Source organism: Sphingobacterium sp. PCS056 (genome assembly GCF_023273895.1).
GTDB lineage: Bacteria > Bacteroidota > Bacteroidia > Sphingobacteriales > Sphingobacteriaceae > Sphingobacterium.
Genome location: NZ_CP096883.1, coordinates 1,379,348 through 1,397,229 on the forward strand (window position 1 = coordinate 1,379,348; position 17,882 = coordinate 1,397,229).

General features: G+C 35.2%; 16 protein-coding genes. All 16 read left to right on the forward strand.

Annotation, left to right across the window (positions count from 1 at the left end; translation table 11 throughout):
- The first annotated feature begins 6 nt into the window (after window positions 1-6).
- Entirely contained in the window at window positions 7-924 is a 918-nt protein-coding gene (locus MUB18_RS05885; protein WP_248755250.1) for a glycosyltransferase family 2 protein, read from the forward strand.
- On the forward strand, window positions 911-1,867 hold the full coding sequence (locus MUB18_RS05890) for a glycosyltransferase family 2 protein (RefSeq protein WP_248755251.1): 957 nt from the start codon (window positions 911-913) through the stop codon (window positions 1,865-1,867). Before MUB18_RS05885 ends, MUB18_RS05890 begins: the two co-directional genes overlap by 14 nt.
- Window positions 1,867-2,772 carry a glycosyltransferase family 2 protein gene (locus tag MUB18_RS05895; protein ID WP_248755252.1) on the forward strand — a complete coding sequence of 302 codons (906 nt, stop codon included), beginning with the start codon at window positions 1,867-1,869 and terminating at the stop codon, window positions 2,770-2,772. The genes MUB18_RS05890 and MUB18_RS05895 overlap by 1 nt, the downstream gene beginning before the upstream one ends.
- Before the next feature lie 3 nt (window positions 2,773-2,775).
- Window positions 2,776-3,501, forward strand: a complete 726-nt coding sequence (locus MUB18_RS05900) for a glycosyltransferase (RefSeq protein WP_248755253.1) — start codon at window positions 2,776-2,778, stop codon at window positions 3,499-3,501.
- Window positions 3,488-4,597, forward strand: a complete 1,110-nt coding sequence (locus MUB18_RS05905; protein ID WP_248755254.1) for a glycosyltransferase family 4 protein — start codon at window positions 3,488-3,490, stop codon at window positions 4,595-4,597. Before MUB18_RS05900 ends, MUB18_RS05905 begins: the two co-directional genes overlap by 14 nt.
- 4 nt (window positions 4,598-4,601) lie before the next feature.
- Entirely contained in the window at window positions 4,602-5,609 is a 1,008-nt protein-coding gene (locus MUB18_RS05910; RefSeq protein WP_248755255.1) for an EpsG family protein, read from the forward strand.
- 1 nt (window position 5,610) lies between these two features.
- A complete protein-coding gene (locus tag MUB18_RS05915) occupies window positions 5,611-6,786 on the forward strand; it encodes a hypothetical protein (RefSeq protein WP_248755256.1) in 1,176 nt (391 codons plus the stop codon).
- A gap of 30 nt (window positions 6,787-6,816) precedes the next feature.
- Window positions 6,817-7,938, forward strand: coding sequence for a glycosyltransferase family 4 protein (locus tag MUB18_RS05920; protein ID WP_248755257.1), 1,122 nt, complete (start codon window positions 6,817-6,819; stop codon window positions 7,936-7,938).
- Window positions 7,925-9,031: a glycosyltransferase family 4 protein gene (locus MUB18_RS05925; RefSeq protein ID WP_248755258.1), complete on the forward strand. Its 1,107-nt coding sequence runs from the start codon at window positions 7,925-7,927 to the stop codon at window positions 9,029-9,031. Before MUB18_RS05920 ends, MUB18_RS05925 begins: the two co-directional genes overlap by 14 nt.
- A 683-nt stretch (window positions 9,032-9,714) precedes the next feature.
- On the forward strand, window positions 9,715-10,638 hold the full coding sequence (locus MUB18_RS05930) for an NAD-dependent epimerase/dehydratase family protein (protein WP_248755259.1): 924 nt from the start codon (window positions 9,715-9,717) through the stop codon (window positions 10,636-10,638).
- A gap of 155 nt (window positions 10,639-10,793) precedes the next feature.
- Window positions 10,794-11,873: a GDP-mannose 4,6-dehydratase gene (gene gmd / locus MUB18_RS05935; RefSeq protein ID WP_248755260.1), complete on the forward strand. Its 1,080-nt coding sequence runs from the start codon at window positions 10,794-10,796 to the stop codon at window positions 11,871-11,873.
- 702 nt (window positions 11,874-12,575) lie between these two features.
- The gene (locus tag MUB18_RS05940) at window positions 12,576-13,118 is read left to right on the forward strand and encodes an ArsR family transcriptional regulator (protein ID WP_228115995.1); all 543 of its coding nucleotides are present in this window, start codon (window positions 12,576-12,578) and stop codon (window positions 13,116-13,118) included.
- Window positions 13,119-13,146: 28 nt separating this feature from the next.
- On the forward strand, window positions 13,147-14,115 hold the full coding sequence (locus MUB18_RS05945; protein ID WP_248755261.1) for an SDR family oxidoreductase: 969 nt from the start codon (window positions 13,147-13,149) through the stop codon (window positions 14,113-14,115).
- Window positions 14,116-14,165: 50 nt separating this feature from the next.
- Complete coding sequence (locus MUB18_RS05950) at window positions 14,166-15,449, forward strand: nucleotide sugar dehydrogenase (protein WP_248755262.1); 1,284 nt, start codon at window positions 14,166-14,168, stop codon at window positions 15,447-15,449.
- Window positions 15,403-16,851: a nucleotide sugar dehydrogenase gene (locus MUB18_RS05955; protein ID WP_248755263.1), complete on the forward strand. Its 1,449-nt coding sequence runs from the start codon at window positions 15,403-15,405 to the stop codon at window positions 16,849-16,851. The genes MUB18_RS05950 and MUB18_RS05955 overlap by 47 nt, the downstream gene beginning before the upstream one ends.
- Window position 16,852: 1 nt before the next feature.
- Window positions 16,853-17,881 carry an NAD-dependent epimerase gene (locus MUB18_RS05960; protein WP_248755264.1) on the forward strand — a complete coding sequence of 343 codons (1,029 nt, stop codon included), beginning with the start codon at window positions 16,853-16,855 and terminating at the stop codon, window positions 17,879-17,881.
- Window position 17,882: the final 1 nt, after the last annotated feature.

Genomic DNA, 17,882 nt, shown 5'->3' on the forward strand with positions numbered 1-17,882 from the left:
GTAGTTATGCCCACAGTTTCTGTCATTATACCCAATTATAATCATGCTCAATATCTTGAACAGCGTATTGATTCTGTTTTAAATCAGACGTATCAAGATTATGAGGTCATTATCTTGGACGATTGTTCTCCAGATAACAGCAAAGAAATCATTGATAAATACCGTTATCATCCGAAAGTTTCGCATATCATTTTTAATGAAGAGAATTCTGGAACAACTTTTAAACAATGGCAGAGAGGAATTGAACTTGCAAAGGGAGAGTGGATCTGGATTGCTGAAAGCGATGACTGGTGTGAAGCTAATTTTTTAGAAGAGATTATTGGCCAGGAATTAAGTAAAGATGTGTCGATCGCTTATGCTCAGACCTACATTTATTTTGAAAATACGCAGGTGGTTTATGCTAATTTCGAAGGTAAGGGCTTTTCCACAATTATGGCTGGGAAAGATTTTATTGAGTCTAAAATGCTTCCGTTTAATGGGATTTGGAATGCCAGTCAGGCCTTATTTAGACGTGATTATTACTTACAAGTTTCCGAACAGTATCTTGCATACAGATTTTGTGGCGATTGGATTTTTTGGATAGAAATGGCTTTGATGGGACAGGTTTATGTCAACAGCAAGTTTCTGTCTTATTTTCGCAAACATGATAAAGATGTGACCTCTTCCGCTTCCAAGTCCGGCATGAGGTATATAGAAGAACTCCATGCTTTGGTCTATTTTAATGTTATTCTAAAAGGATTGCCCAGCACCAATAATAGCTTTTACACGCATTATTGCAATTTTTTATTACATAAGGGACATATGACTGAGACAGACCGCCGGTATTTGACGGCTCAGTATGCACGATATCTTCCTTTTAAAAAGCGGCTTATGGGTAGTATTAAATTATTTATCAAGAAAGGGTTAGGGCGTGGTACATCATAGTGAATTAGCAGATAAAATTACTACAGGCTTGGTTTCTGTCATAGTTCCAGTATACAATGTTGAGCGTTATTTGAAGCATTGTGTAGATTCTATTGTGGGCCAAACCTATACTCATTTAGAGATTATTTTAGTCGATGATGGTTCTCCAGACGGTTGTGGTGCTATTTGTGATTATTACGCGGAGCTAGATTCTCGTATACAGGTTATTCACAAGACCAATGGCGGCTTATCCGATGCAAGAAATGCAGGTATTCATCGCGCAAAAGGTGAATTTATAGCATTTGTGGACAGTGATGATCTTGTTCATCCGCAATTTATAGAAATTTTGATTTCACAGATTGGCGATGCCGACATAGCGATGTGTACTTATCAGGAATTTGAAGATGCGGTGGAAGTATCGCATATTAGCCATATCAATTCGGTTTCGTATTCTGGACAACAGATGAATAATATGTTGTATGATAAGACTTATCGTGTATCTCCGATTGTAGCTTGGAATAAATTGTATAGAACTGCGCTTTGGAAAGATTTAAGTTATCCAAAAGGACGATTGCATGAAGACGAATTTATTATTCATCACATTTATGATCGCGTAGATAGCGTTATATTTATGGCTATTAACCTTTATTTCTATCGTATCAGAGGAGGGAGTATTATGTCTCAAGTCAGTTTTAAAGGTGTACAAGATTATTATGATGCCTTGGAGAACCGAAAAAAATATTTTCTAGATAAGGGTAATAACAAGCTGGTTTTTGAAACTAACGCCTGTCAAAAGAATTTGTTTTTATATAAAGAAGTAACAAGCCGATTTCATCTTTGGAACACCTGGAGATTTTCTGCCATTTTAACGGAGGCGTTACCTTTTAAATTGAAATTGCATTTACTTTTAAAGAAGGTTTCCATTTCACTTTATCATTATTATCTAAAATCAAGGAGTAGCTGATGGCACAAATTTCTATAATCATTCCTGTCTATAATGCCGAGCAATTTCTCTCTCGCTGTTTAGATTCTGTATTGCAACAGACGTTTGTAGACTTTGAAGTGCTCTTGATCAATGATGGATCTAGCGATTCGAGCAAATACATTTGCGATCAATATCAAGCGCAAGACTCCCGTATTCGTGTTTTTCACCAAGAAAATTCAGGCGTTAGTGCTGTCAGACAAAAAGGAATTGATCTGGCAAAGGGCAAGTATTCAATTCATGTTGATGCAGATGATTATATCGCACCTACTATGTTGGCCGAGATGTATGCCCATATTGGAGAGCATGATATACTTGTTGCCGATTATTTAAAAGTATCGGATAAAGAAACACTGTATATCAGTCAGTCGGCTATACAGGGATTGGATAAATCTGCTATTTTTCTGTCTGTTTTTCTGAAGAAGATCCATGGATTTATGTGGAATAAATTGGTCCGACATGCGATCTACAAGGAGTTTGATATTCATTTCCCGATAGGTCACGATTATTGTGAAGATCAAATTGTCTTTTTGCAGATGGTCAATAGTAATTTGTCTATTGGATATTTAGCACGTGCATTTTATCATTATGTGCACAATCCTAATTCCATAACGCAACAAAGTACGGTAGATTCGTACAGTAAAATATTTAAATATTCCGATTTTATTGATAGGATGCCTTTTATTTCCGATCAATTAAAGTCGATCAATCATATTCAGATTAAGGTACAATGTATGTATAGTAAGCAATTTGATGCATCATTTATTAATCGCTGGAATAAACACTCTGATGCAATGATTCCACATGCTGATTTAACATTTTTCACACGTGTTCGTTTGTTTATGTTTAAAATAGGTTTATCACAGATCGCAAAATTGACATTTTAATATATGATTCCTAAAATTATTCATTATTGCTGGTTTGGTAGAGGAACGAAAGGTCAGCTCGAGCAAAATTGTATTGAAGGCTGGAAAGCTAAGTTACCTGATTATACTTTTATGGAGTGGAATGAAGAAAACTTCGATATCAATCAGTTTTCATTTGCTCGAGATGCGTATCACGCAAAAAAATTTGCTTTTGTATCCGATGTCTGCCGTTTGCATGCTTTGCGGGAATATGGAGGTATCTATTTAGATACAGATGTTCAGGTATTGCGATCCTTTAGCGATTTACTAAACGGAGATAAATTTATCATGGGTATGGAAGATGATTTTGTGGTGAGCAGTGCTTGTATCCTTTCCTCACCCAATCATCCGATTCTTAACAAGTTGCTTGATTTTTATCAAAACGCGGCATTCAAGGGTGAAGTTTTTGGAAAAGAGGGTTTGTTACCGAATACACATGTTATTAGCGAAATTTTGAAACAAGAGTACGGGTTGCGCTTGCATCGTCATTTCACCTATTCAGATGAAGCGGTTACCATATATCCAGTGGATTATTTCTCACCAAAAAATTATGCAGATAAACGAATCACACTAACCGTTAATAGCTATTGTGTTCATCTGTTCAATGGATCTTGGATTTCTAAAAGCACAAAATTTAAAGAATTTATTTTGAGAAATACGCCTCCATTTTTTTACGGTTTATATAAAAAATTAAAGCATGGAGAGCAGTAAGAAGACCATTTGTTTTTATATACCCTCACTTACCCATTTTGCCGGAACAGAGCGTTCGCTCTGTTTAGTTGCAAATGGTTTGTCAAGTTCCTTTCACGTTAAGGTACTTTGCAATGAATTGACTGACGAAAGCCAAACCGTATTTCCTTTTGATAAAAATGTTGAAGTCGTTTCATTGGGCCTTACGAATGTCAAACGGTCATATTTTTCGATTTTGTTTAGGTCTGCCCAGTTTCTTAACAAGAATAAAGTCGATTTCTTTATTTCGGTAGAGATGATGTCATTAGTTTTTACGGCACCAATAATACTGTTGTTGCGTTTATTTTATTTGTCGAAAATAAAATTTTTAGCTTGGGAACATTTTAATTTTAAGACTACACTAGGTAAGCCCCTTCGCCAGGTATGTCGTCGACTTGCGGGTTTTTTAGCCGACAGTATTGTCGTTTTGACACATGAAGATCAAAAGCTATGGAAGGAAGGTGCTTATATTCGTCGTGACATCGTGGTGATCAACAATGCTGCAACTTATCCGATTTCAACTCGTGCATATCCACATGAATCTAAAAATATTTTGGCGGTCGGTCGATTCACCTATCAAAAAGCATTTGATGATCTGATCGATATTTGGAAGAAGCTCTCAGAACGGGATAAAAATCATGAATTTAAGTTGCAGATCATCGGTGAAGGATCGGATAAAGAATTGTTGGAAAAGAAAATAGCAAGCTTGCAGCTTCAAAATTCGGTACAGTTGATCGATCCGACTTCAGAAATTCATCGGTATTATGAAGCTGCGAGCATCTATGTTATGACCTCACGATTTGAGGGATTACCGATGGTTTTACTGGAAGCAGCTTCTTTTGGAATTCCTATTATTGCTTTCAATTGTTTGACAGGTCCATCAGAAATCGTTAAAAATGGTGAGAATGGCTATCTTGTAGAGGAACGTGATATGGATACGTTTGCAGATCGGTTACAATTTTTAATTGCAAATCCAGATTTAAGAGCAGCTATGAGTCAAAGCAACAAAAATTTAGTGAAAAACTTTGATTTAAGTCATATTGTTGATAAATGGATTGTAGTATTGCATAGCTTATAACCTTATGGTAATTAAGAAAACATACCTCTATATTTTGTTTAGTTTAATCTATGCGTTATGGCTTTGTATGCTTCCGCACGAGATTTTTAAAGATAGAGATAGTTATCTTACGATATATGCGCAAGATTTTGACGGACATCTGGGGTTGAATAGCTCACCCTTGTTATTCATGTTTAATGAAGGTGGATATTTCCTGATCAATAAATTGCTTTCTGTCTTTCAAGACCCATCGGTCACCGTGAGGATCATTGTGTTTACCATTTGTTTTTCAGTTAGTTTTAGTTGCTTCAGATATACCGATAAACTTTGGAAGGCTTTTGTGCTGTTAATTTTGTTGTTTTTAAATCCGCAGTTCTTTGCTATGGAACTTGTGGTCTTGCGGCAAGGTTTAGGCCTTGCTATTTTGTTGTTGTTCTTTCCAAGCAATCGTGTCAAACTGTTATTTTTATTATTATTGTTGGGGTTGATCCATACCTCATTTTATATTCTGTTTGCTTTTTTTCTAGCCTCTTTAGTTATCGAAAAGATTTTAAAAAATTCTTTGATTGGTTTGCGTCAGCTTGTTTTAGTTCTTATCGGAATTATCTTTAATGTTCTCATCTATTTTGTGAGTCAATATTTGGGTGCAAAACAAGAATTAAATGCGAGCGATGCCGGCGGTTCAGGATTTATGTTTCTCATTTGGTTAGTTGTGTTACTTTATATCTTGATTTTTAAAAGGGAGAGCCGCACGAGTTACGACAAATATTATGAATTATTTTACGATTTTTCGGTGATGGGTTTAATGATCTATTTAACTGGATACTTTCTATCTCCGATTAGCGGTAGGCTAATCGGTACATTTATTCCTTTTATTTATTTAGTTCTTTTAAAGCGTGTTAATTTTTTAGGTTTTATTGTTTTATTTTTAGTTTTTTGTTTAAATTTTCTTTTATTTTTTCGAGGAGGTATGGAGGCGTTTACATTGGTTAGTATTATTGATTTTTTTAAACACTTGTTATTTATTTCGTAAGATGAAGAGAAAAATTTTTGTAGCAGAATTAATTCAAAATGCCTTTCCTCACGCAGAGATCAATGCCGGTATTTTAACTATTTTAGATCGGTACTTTTATACGTGTGAAAAATCCATTATTGCAGATTCAAGACATGTAAAGGCAATAACAAGTATTCAACCATTAGCCGATTGGGAAAAATTACCGATTCAAGTAACCGGTTTTCAAGCTAAATATCTATTGTATTTGGATCTTGTCATGTGCATGCGTGTCGTGCGGGCCTATTTTAATCTGCAATCTCAGGATGTTTTAGTTATCTTAGGAATACTACCTTTATCCCATATTGTTTTAACCTTTTTAAATAAGATAGGTAGGAAGCATATTTTTGTCTGTCTACATGGAGAGATGGAAGCACTTCTTCCGCGAACTAAGATTGGGCTCACTCGGTATTATTACAGATTTACGCAGTTTTTGTTTAAAATATCAAGCGGTTTGACCTATTTGATCTTAGGTGAATCCGTCTATGCTAATATTAAATTTTTGTTTGGAAAAGAAACAAAATATTTGATTATAGATCAACCTTATTTATGGTCTTCAGAACAGGTCGTTTCTAATAATGAAGTAGAAAATAAAGGTGAAGTTATTAAACTTGGGATTGTTGGACGATTCAATAATTCTAAAAATGTACAGGAATGCTTTAAATTTATCAAAGGTATAAAGCCCCTTATCGAAGCTGGTAAAATTGAAATATATATTATTGGAAAAGTAGATATTCATATAGAAGAGGATATACGGGAATTATTAACTTTTTACTCAAGTAGCCCATTAAGTCCAGAGGATTTTATGGCATATATTCAAAAGCAAAATTTCATTTTATCTTTTACGGATAGAAGCTACTATCGTGCTACTCCAAGTGGGGTATTTTTTGATTGTATAAAATATAGTAAACCTATTTTTGGTTTAAAAAATGATTATTTGTGCCACTATTATAATAAGTATGGAGCCTTTGGATATTTATATGATGATGTTTCTGAAATGATAAATGCATTGCAACAGAATCAAATACAATGTCGTAGAGATTTTGATTCGACATATGAATTACTTAGATCCCGAACTTCAGTAAGTGCTATCTATAAAATAATGGCAAGTAAGTTTGATGAAATTGGATTAGCTCCAGATCCTCTGAAGGAATATTAAGTTTTTTTTATTGCGTTAATCATATTATCAGTGAAGGTTTTACATGTTATAAATAGTCTCCATACGGGAGGTGCTGAGAAGCTAGTCATTTTGTCATTACCACGGTTAAAAAGCGAGGGCTTGGATGTTGAGTTGCTGCTGTTAAATGGTGAAGAAACTCCATTTTTAAAAGAATTGCAATTAAATTCTAATATCCAGATCAAATTTTTAGGATATTCATTCTATAATCCACTGTATATTTTTAAATTAATTTCTTATTTAAATAAATATGATTTAATACATGTTCACCTTTTTCCTGCCATGTATTTTGTTGCCTTAGCGAAGGTTATATCTTTCAGTAAGACAAAGATTATTTTTACTGAACATAGTACTTCCAATCGGAGGCTTCAAAATCCTATTTATAATCCCATAGAGCGTTTAATTTATTCTATTTATACAAGCGTCATCTGTATAACGGAAGAAGTAAAAAAAACATTGGAGGATAAACTGCATCTGAAAAATGATAAATTTCATGTTATAGAAAATGGAATTGATATCAATTATATAAATAAATCAGTTGCGCATAACAGGTCTGTTTATGGGTATCATGAAAGTGATAAGCTAGTTTGTATGGTCGCTGGTTTTCGAAGAGAAAAAGATCATGATACCGTTATACGAGCATTAGAATTATTGCCGGAAAAATATAAATTAATATTTATTGGAGATGGATATCGAATGGAAGAGGTTAAAGCTTTGGTAGCATCTCTTGATATTTGTGATCGGGTTAATTTTTTAGGAATTCGGAACGATGTTTTTTCGTTCATAAAAATGAGTGATATTGCTGTTTTAAGCTCGCACTGGGAAGGTTTTGGTTTAGCTGCAGCGGAGGCGATGGCATGCGGTGTTCCAACTATTGCATCCAATGTTAATGGATTATCGCAAGTCGTATCGGGAGGTGGTCTATTATTTGAAAAAGGCGATGTAGTAGAACTCACTCGTCTGGTGTCATTATTAGAAGAGCCTTTGTTTTATAAAGAAATCAGTGACAATGGGAAGAAGAAAGCGGCATGTTACGACATATCCAATATGATTCGTAAAATGATCGTATTATATACCAAAGTCACAGGGAAAATGAGTAGTTTAACTCTAAATCATAAAAATGATGAAAGGTAAGAAAGTATTACATATTGTTTCCGTATCATTTTCACTGCGCTATTTTGTGGGAAATCAATTTCATTATTTTAAAGAAAAGGGGTATGAATTTCATGTTGCCTGTTCTGATTCTCCAGATTTTACAGCTTTATCGCGGGAATTTGGCTTTACGTCATTTCCAGTCCCTATTTTACGCAGTATTAATCCCCTTCAAGATATAAAATCTATTTATCGATTATATCAGTACATCCGTCGTGAGCAGTTTGATATTGTTATTGCGCATTCGCCTAAAGGTGGTTTGATCGGTATATTGGCGGCTTATCTCGCCAGAACACCAAAACGTATTTTTTTTAGGCATGGTTTAGTCTTTGAAACGGTTACAGGATTAAAAAAGCACTTACTGATTAATATTGAACGGTTGATCGGTTTTTGTGCAACCAGTATTGTTAATGTAAGTCCCTCCATTGCCAGAGTTTGTGATCAATTGCAGTTAAATTCATCTTCTAAGAATGTATTATTAGGGAATGGAACGTGCAATGGTATCGATATCACCAAGTTTAAACCACGATTTGGTTATAAAGATGATGCAGTCATTACAATAGGTTTTGTGGGCAGGTTGTCCAAAGACAAAGGTCTGATTGAGCTTATTGAAGCATGGAAATTGTTATGCAAGGAGTACAAATCACTACGATTATTACTCATAGGTCCTATGGATGAAAGAGACCCTCTACCGCATTCAACTTTAAATCAGGTACATGTTGACCCGACAATCGAATATGTTGGTGGAGTGGATGATACTTCTTTATATTACAACAAAATGGATATTTTTGTGTTGCCGTCCTATCGGGAAGGTTTTCCCACTGTTACCTTAGAAGCGTCAGCTTCGGGTGTGCCCGTAGTGACTACTAGAGTCACGGGTTGTGTTGATTCTATTGTTGAGCATGTAACTGGAATTTTTGCGGAAAATACTGCCGTTAGTCTCTATACTGCATTGAAGTATTATATCGACAATCTAGAGGTTGCTCATGTTCATGGGGCAAATGGACAGCAATTTGTAAAAAACAATTTTTCGGAAGATTTTATTTACAGACAGATTGAAGATAAAATTTTATAGGCATGTAGCAATGGTTGTACTGTACCCGTATGTTCTATTTATAAAAATCAGTAGTTTATTCCCTACTTCTCTCAAATTGCTACCTATTGAGCAGCACTTGACAGGTCGTAAATTATCATTTCTTAGCCTTAAATTACCCGATATTAGGAAAATTAATAAGTTTTTTAAATTCATTTTTAGGCAATTAAAGTTTTTTTATGTTTATTTTTCACTGATGAATAATGAGTTTAAAGGTCTTAAGACGCTCTTAACTGCTTGAAATTTACTATTCTATAAATATTTTATTGATAACTGTAGCATTTCTAAAATACTTAACGTTAAGTAATAAAACTGCAAATTTTACTATCTTTGCAGCGTTAATTATTAACTGGATTTTATGGTGTGTATCTTTAATGTTATATTATTGTCTATTTTCGAATATTTATATTTGTAGCATAGTAGGTGCGAAACGATTTGTCTAGTGGACCTGATAGGTGTTTTCCTCCTCAATTCAAGTCCTTCTCCATTTGTTTGGATGACTTTGAAAACGAATTTTAGAGAATAATAAGGGTAATTAACGTACGTGTTTAAGTAGGTAAGCGTAAAAAACTGGAATTTTGATCCACTTAATTAATTGCTTTTAATTGATTAAAGCAATTTTTTAAATAGGAATTTATGTAATGATATGAATAAGGTTGAGTGATATGAAGGTATTAGTTTTAGGTGGTAATAGCGGTTTTATTGGAAGCCATCTGAGTAAGAGCTTGGCGACTTCATTTGATTCCAAATTTGTGTCGATGAGGAATTTAGGTTGGATAAATGAAAATTTTTCGCCTAATTGCATCATCAATTTGGTGGGCAAAGCGCATGATTTTACTGGGACAGCAAAAGAAGAAGATTTCTATTATGCCAATTTTGAACTTGCTAAAAAAGCTTTTCAAATATTTTTATCATCATCCGCAAGTCTATTTATTCACATTAGTTCTTTGGCTGCCATAGAGGAGGTCGAGGCCCCAAATCCATTATCCGAGTTCGCGAGCTACAACTCCGTAACCCCATATGGTAAATCTAAACGCGCAGCAGAGGAGTGGCTTCTTCAGCAAACTTTACCCGCTGACAAAAAAATGATTATTTTGCGTCCACCCATGGTGCATGGTGAAGGAGATAAGGGCAATCTCAATCAGTTGTATAAATTAGTAAACAGAGGAATTCCTTATCCGCTGACCCAATTTAAAAATAAGCGGTCATTTTTATCTATAGAAAATTTTTGTTTTTTTATTGAACAAATCCTGTTTAAAAAAGATAAAATGGAGACGGGGATTTATCATCTTGCCGATGATGAAACATTGTCATCTAACGAAATTGTTAAGGTCATTAAAGAAGAGACAGGGTTTAATACCCCTTGTCTGCCAGTACCAAAAAGTTTAATTCGTTGGATATCTAAGGTTGGTGACCGAACATCATTGCCGTTGAATACTTGGCGTCTCAAAAAATTGACCAGCAATCTGGTTGTTTCAAACAAAAAAATAAAAGTAGCTTTATCCATTCAACGACTTCCTCGTACCGCCAAAGAAGGATTAAGAGAAACTATTCGCTCATTTCAACGAGAAAGTAAACAAATATTTTGATCTGTAGTTTGAAATTTTTTTATAGGAGATGTTGGTTCGTATACTGCTTGAATTATAGTTCTAGATTCATTTCATCTACAAGGCTTTAAACAAATTTAAAAAAAGTGATTTAGATCGATCTTTTTAGGACTTTCTATGATCAATCTTAATAAAGTATGAAGACAGCATTAATTACAGGAGTGACAGGACAAGATGGTTCTTATTTAGCCGAGTTATTATTGGAAAAAGGATATATGGTTCATGGTATCAAACGAAGAGCATCTTCGTTCAATACGCAACGTATAGATCATTTATATCAGGATCAACACGAAAATCATATTAACTTTAAACTTCATTACGGTGATTTAACAGATTCAACTAATATCATCCGAATTATTCAAGAAGTGCAGCCCGATGAGATATACAATTTAGGAGCTATGTCACACGTAAAAGTATCATTTGATTCGCCAGAATATGTTGCTCATGTAGATGGTATCGGAACTCTACGTATTTTAGAAGCTGTACGTATCTTGGGACTGGAGAAGAGAACCCGAATTTATCAAGCGTCTACTTCTGAACTTTATGGTGGACTAGCTGAGAACAAAAATGAAAGAGGTTTTTATGATGAAAAATCACCTTTTTATCCTCGTTCACCTTATGGGGTAGCTAAAATTTACGGTTTCTGGATTACAAAAAACTATAGAGAAGCTTATCATATGTATGCATGTAATGGGATTTTGTTTAATCATGAGTCTCCACGCCGTGGTGAAACATTTGTCACCCGTAAAATTACTATGGCTACAGCAGCTATAGCTTTAGGGAAACAAGAATGTTTGTATTTAGGAAATCTGAATGCATTAAGAGATTGGGGACATGCCAAAGATTATGTGGAGGCCATGTGGCGGATTTTGCAGCAAGATGTAGCAGAAGATTATGTCATTGCTACTGGGGTAACTACCTGTGTCCGCGACTTTGTGAAAATGGCTTTCGCAGAGGTCGGCATTGCGTTACAATTTGAGGGGGCCGAAGAAAACGAAATTGCAAAAGTGAAATCATGTTCAAATCCTGAATACCAATTGGAGATCGGAAAAGTGATTGTCCGAGTAGATCCTCAGTATTATCGTCCTACTGAAGTTGACTTGTTAATAGGAGATCCAACAAAATCGAAAACCCAGTTGGGATGGGAACCAAAATATGATTTAGCTTCTTTAGTGAAAGAGATGGTTGAAAATGATATTTTAATTTTGAAAAACTAAGATCTTAAACTTCATTTTTCAAAATTCCTACGCGCTATGTTATAAAAAATGTAAAGAAGAGCATATCTTATTGTATATCGTTGCAATGTGGTCAATCATCTAAAGAAAACTTAAAACTATTGTATAAAGTCATCTTCTTCCCATTACTGCGAAACAAGGTTTAAGGGAAACGCTTGAATCATTTCAAAAAAAGAACTTTAATTTTCTAAAAAAAACTAAATGCCTCCAGATTACATATGGAGGCATTGCCTCATAAAAATCATTGTATTTGTACCTGATGATTTTTTTACCATCCTTTTTCGTTGATCGCACATTATTAAGAGCCATCTTTCCTTATACCTTTTATTTGTCTATCACAAGTTTTGTATTATAATGGTTTTGGTTTATGCTACATCGCTTGATGGTACACACTTCCTTGTCCATTATCATAGCTATTTAAGAGTTATAATAGAGGGTTCGTAGAGTGTTCATATAGGTAAAGCTCTATAAAACCTCTCTTTGATCCAGCTTAACATAAAAAGAAATCTCTTAAAGAATCGGATCTCCATAGAAGGAACTGCCCATTCGTCTTAAATGGTAGCTAGTTATAATTAACTGCTACTCAACCCTACTATTCCGATCGGACTGCGTTCACATTATTTTGATCATCAATGACCATCTCGATCGAGTTAACAATTTTTTAATTTGGAGATTTAATTTCCAATGAGTACTTTTGTTACTCAAAGACTAATCAACCAAATGTTGGATTCGCTTATCACGTCCAAGACAAGACTCAAGCTTCTGATCAAATTTTTTGTATCAGCTAGCAATCAGGGCTATTTACGCGGATTGGCTGATGAGTTTCAAGAGTCTACTAATGCCATTCGAAAAGAATTAAATCAATTAGAAGATGCGGGTTTTTTGACTAAAAAATCAGATAAAAATAAGATCTTCTATCGCGCCAATACCACACATTCCTTATTTAAGCCGCTTCAAAAATTAATTCATACTTTTTTAGGAATCGATGAGCTCGTGGATCATATTCTTGATCAAGCAGGTGATATTCAGACGGTCAGTATAATCGGTGATTATGCTAAAGGGCTTGATTCTGACCAGATCGAAGTACTTATTTTAGGCGAAAATCTAAATGAGGCATATTTATTGCGGTTAGCGGCAAAGGTTGGTGCAAAGCTGAAAAAAGTGGTGATACTGTATTGCAATGTTTCCACGCACGATGGGCATTGCATTCAGTTGTACACTAAGTAACACAGAAGTATAATTATTTCAAATAAAAATGAGTAAAATATTAATCACTGGAGGGGCTGGATTTATTGGTTCCAATTTAACAGAGCATTTCTTAGGAAAAGGTTTTCAGGTAGTTGTGTTAGACAACTTTGCAACGGGGCACCGTCACAATCTGGAGCAGCATGCAGACAATCCTAATTTTTCTTTAATTGAAGGTGATATACGTAATACGGCGGACTGTGAGTTGGCTGTACAGGGAGTAGATTATGTATTGCATCAGGCAGCATTAGGATCCGTTCCCCGTTCAATCAAAGATCCACAGACGACCAATGAAGTGAATGTAACGGGCTTTTTAAATATGTTAGTTGCTGCACGTGATGCTAACGTGAAACGTTTTGTCTACGCAGCCTCTTCTTCTACATATGGCGATTCCGAAAATTTACCAAAAGTAGAAGATATTATCGGTAAGCCTTTGTCACCTTATGCCATCACCAAATACGTCAATGAGCTTTACGCAGATATCTTTTCCAAAACATATGGTTTAGAAACTATTGGTTTACGTTATTTTAATGTCTTTGGCCGTCGTCAAGATCCGAATGGCGCGTATGCTGCTGTTATCCCCTTGTTTGTGAAGAAATTTATGAATCACGAAGGACCAGTGATTAATGGTACGGGTGATTTTTCACGTGATTTTACTTACATCGACAATGTCATTCAAATGAATGAGCTAGCCATGCTGACTCAAAATACAGACGCTGTCAATACAGTCTATAATACAGCGGTAGGTGACCGCACCACCTTAAATCAATTGGTGGCACACTTAAAAGAATATTTGACAGCGTTTGATGCTGAGATTGCACACGTTAATGCTTCTTATGGCCCCAATCGTCAGGGCGATATTCCCCATTCATTGGCATCTATTGAAAAAGCAAAAACATTATTAGGTTATGAACCAACACATACTATAGATAAAGGCTTAAAAGCAGCTGTGCAATGGTATTGGGAAAATTTAAAATAAGTATTAAGAACATTAGTTATAAAATTTAGAACACCAAAATTATAAAATAGATGAAAAAAATTGCAGTTATAGGCTTAGGATACGTAGGATTACCTTTAGCCCGCTTGTTTGCAACAAAATTTCCAGTGGTCGGTTTTGATATCAACCAAAAACGTATTGATGAGCTGCGTGCTGGGAAAGATTTAACATTAGAAGTGGAAGATGATATTTTACAAGCTGTTTTAACAGATTCAAATCCGCTTTCATCAGGTACTAATGGTCTATGGTGTTCTAACCAATTAACTGATATCGATGATGCAAACTTCTATGTCGTTACGGTGCCTACACCAGTTGATAAAAACAATCGTCCAGATTTGACACCTTTGTATAAAGCTTCCGAGACCGTTGGTAAAGTTTTGAAAAAAGGAGATATCGTGGTGTATGAATCTACGGTATATCCAGGTGTTACTGAAGAAGAATGCATTCCGGTATTAGAGCGCGTATCCGGTCTTAAATTTAACGTTGATTTCTTTGCCGGTTATTCACCGGAGCGTATCAATCCAGGAGATAAGCAACATACAGTTGAAAAAATATTAAAAGTAACTGCAGGTTCAACACCAGAGATTGGTCTAGAAGTCGATGAAGTTTATAAAACTGTGATTACAGCAGGTACGCATTTAGCACCTTGTATCAAAGTTGCTGAAGCCGCTAAAGTAATTGAAAACTCACAACGTGATATCAATATTGCCTTTGTCAATGAGTTAGCTAAGATTTTTAATATTTTAAATATTGATACTCATGCCGTTTTAGAAGCAGCAGGTACCAAGTGGAATTTTCTTCCATTCAAACCAGGATTGGTCGGTGGTCACTGTATTGGTGTTGATCCATATTATTTAGCTCAAAAAGCACAAGAGCATGGCTATCACCCAGAGATTATTTTGGCAGGTCGTCGTCTCAATGATTCTATGGGCGAGTACGTAGCATCACAAGTGATCAAAACGATGATCAAAAAATGTATCAATGTCAATGGTGCAGAAGTATTAATGTTAGGTGTAACATTTAAAGAAAACTGTCCAGATGTACGTAATACCAAGATTGTAGATGTTATCGCAGCATTAGAAGACTATGGTGTCAAAGTAACCACTTATGACCCTTGGGCAAATCCATCAGAAGTAAAGCATGAGTACGGTATTGATAGTTTAACTGAGTTACCTTCATCAAAATTTGATGCTATCATTTTAGGTGTAGCGCATAATGAATTCTTAGATGTCGATTTTGATTCTTTAAAGAAGGATTGTGCTATTATCTATGATGTCAAAGGTATTATTTCAGAAAAAGCAGACAATAGATTATAAGTTGATGATGAATGTAAAGAAAATAGCTTGTATTGGAGCAGGATACGTAGGTGGGCCTACTATGTCTGTTATAGCTCAAAAAAATCCAGGTATAATTGTCACAGTAGTTGATTTAAATCAGGCACGTATTGATGCGTGGAATGATTCCGATTTAAATAATCTTCCAATATATGAGCCTGGTCTAGCGGATGTTATTGAAGAGGCGCGAGGAAGAAATCTTTTCTTTTCTACAGATGTTGAGAAAGCGATTGATGAGGCCGATATGATTTTCATTTCGGTCAACACGCCTACCAAAACATATGGAAAAGGCAAGGGTCAAGCTGCAGATTTAAAATTTATAGAACTTTGTGCTCGTCAGATTGCCTCAGTAGCTCAATCCGATAAAATTATTGTTGAAAAATCTACGTTACCTGTTCGTACAGCCGACGCATTAAAGAGTATTTTAGACAATACTGGAAATGGCGTTAATTTTCATATTCTATCCAATCCAGAGTTTTTAGCTGAAGGCACTGCTATTCCGGATTTGCAAAGTCCAGATCGCGTACTAATTGGTGGTGAAAATAGAGATGCAATTGAAGCTTTGGTTGGTATATATGAAGCTTGGGTACCAAGAGAACGGATTTTGACTACAAATCTTTGGTCATCCGAGTTATCCAAATTAGTAGCTAATGCATTTTTGGCACAACGTGTATCCTCTATTAATGCGATTTCCGAATTATGTGAAGTCACTGGAGCCAATGTTGATGAAGTTGCTAGAGCAGTGGGTACGGATTCACGTATTGGCCCAAAGTTTTTGAAATCATCAGTAGGATTTGGTGGTTCATGTTTTCAAAAAGATATTTTGAATCTTGTTTATATAGCACGCTCTTATAATTTACATGCAGTAGCAAATTACTGGGAGCAAGTTATTTTATTAAATGATCATCAAAAATCACGATTTGCCGAAAAAATTATACGTGATATGTACAATACTGTCAACGGTAAACGTATTGTTTTTTTAGGCTGGGCATTTAAAAAAGATACCAACGATACGAGAGAATCAGCAGCCATCTATGTCGCTGATCACTTGTTGAGCGAAGAGGCTAATATTATTATATATGATCCAAAGGTTACAGCCGAGCAGATTTATCGTGATTTAGATTATTTAGGTACTCGGAGTTCTGAAGAAAATAAAAGACTTGTACAAGTGGTTGAGGATCCGTATGAGGCTTGTAAAGATGCACATGCGATTGCTGTCTTGACCGAGTGGGACGAGTTTAGAACATACGACTGGAAGCTTATCAAAGAACAGATGAAGAGACCTTCCTTTGTATTTGACGGACGTAGTGTATTAGATAGTTCTTTAATGGAATCATTAAACTTCACCTACTATAAAATAGGTAGTGATGTTAATCAAAAGTAATATGAAAACTATACTTGTTACAGGAGCCGCTGGATTTATTGGATTCCATTTAGCTAAATCTCTTTTAAAAGACGGATATCAAATCGTTGGGTTGGATAATCTAAATGATTATTATGATGTCAGCTTAAAATTGGATCGTTTAGAAGAATTGGGAATTCGTGATTTTGACATATCTAACAGTGCATCATTTTCTGTATCAGATCAATATGAAGGAAGATTTACTTTTGTAAAATTAGATCTTCAAGATCGCATAGCTCTTCCAAAATTATTTGAGAAGTTTCAATTTGATGGTGTTATCAATTTAGCTGCGCAAGCAGGTGTTCGTTATAGTATTGAAAATCCAGCTTCTTATATTGATAGTAATATTGTAGGTTTTCTGAATATCTTGGAATGCTGTAGACACCATAAAATAAATCATTTGGTCTATGCTTCAAGTTCATCGGTATATGGCGAGAATGAGAAAGTTCCATTTTCTGAAGATGATACCGTAGATCAACCAATTAGTTTGTATGCAGCTACCAAGAAAAGTAATGAGTTGATGGCTTATACTTACAGTCATTTATATGGTATGGCGACGACTGGTTTACGATTTTTTACGGTATATGGTCCTTGGGGTCGTCCAGATATGGCTCCTATGCTATTTGCAAACGCGATCACTGCAGGTAAGGCGATTAAGGTATTCAATGAAGGTCAGATGAGTCGTGACTTTACCTATATCGATGATATTGTAAAAGGAATAAAAATTGCTTTCGATCATCCTGCTTCAACGAATCAAGGAGCGGCTTATCAAATTTTTAATATTGGTAATGGAGCTCCAGTATCACTATTTGAGTTTATCGAAACCTTGGAGAAAAGCTTAGGACAAGTTGCTGATAAAATCATGTTACCTATGCAAGATGGCGATGTTCCAAAAACCTGGGCAAATACAGATAAATTAAATAATTTGGGTTATCAAAGTACAACCCCTATCAAAGAAGGTATAGCACAGTTTATATCGTGGTTTCAAAATTATTATACAAAAGAATCTTAAA

Coding starts and splice junctions, on each gene's coding strand:
- MUB18_RS05930 (WP_248755259.1), top strand. CDS start 9,715: ATGAAGGTATTAGTTTTAGGTGGTAATAGCGGTTTTATTGGAAGCCAT.
- gmd (WP_248755260.1), top strand. CDS start 10,794: ATGAAGACAGCATTAATTACAGGAGTGACAGGACAAGATGGTTCTTAT.
- MUB18_RS05950 (WP_248755262.1), top strand. CDS start 14,166: ATGAAAAAAATTGCAGTTATAGGCTTAGGATACGTAGGATTACCTTTA.
- MUB18_RS05905 (WP_248755254.1), top strand. CDS start 3,488: ATGGAGAGCAGTAAGAAGACCATTTGTTTTTATATACCCTCACTTACC.
- MUB18_RS05945 (WP_248755261.1), top strand. CDS start 13,147: ATGAGTAAAATATTAATCACTGGAGGGGCTGGATTTATTGGTTCCAAT.
- MUB18_RS05895 (WP_248755252.1), top strand. CDS start 1,867: ATGGCACAAATTTCTATAATCATTCCTGTCTATAATGCCGAGCAATTT.
- MUB18_RS05940 (WP_228115995.1), top strand. CDS start 12,576: ATGAGTACTTTTGTTACTCAAAGACTAATCAACCAAATGTTGGATTCG.
- MUB18_RS05900 (WP_248755253.1), top strand. CDS start 2,776: ATGATTCCTAAAATTATTCATTATTGCTGGTTTGGTAGAGGAACGAAA.
- MUB18_RS05915 (WP_248755256.1), top strand. CDS start 5,611: ATGAAGAGAAAAATTTTTGTAGCAGAATTAATTCAAAATGCCTTTCCT.
- MUB18_RS05910 (WP_248755255.1), top strand. CDS start 4,602: ATGGTAATTAAGAAAACATACCTCTATATTTTGTTTAGTTTAATCTAT.
- MUB18_RS05925 (WP_248755258.1), top strand. CDS start 7,925: ATGATGAAAGGTAAGAAAGTATTACATATTGTTTCCGTATCATTTTCA.
- MUB18_RS05960 (WP_248755264.1), top strand. CDS start 16,853: ATGAAAACTATACTTGTTACAGGAGCCGCTGGATTTATTGGATTCCAT.
- MUB18_RS05955 (WP_248755263.1), top strand. CDS start 15,403: ATGATGTCAAAGGTATTATTTCAGAAAAAGCAGACAATAGATTATAAG.
- MUB18_RS05885 (WP_248755250.1), top strand. CDS start 7: ATGCCCACAGTTTCTGTCATTATACCCAATTATAATCATGCTCAATAT.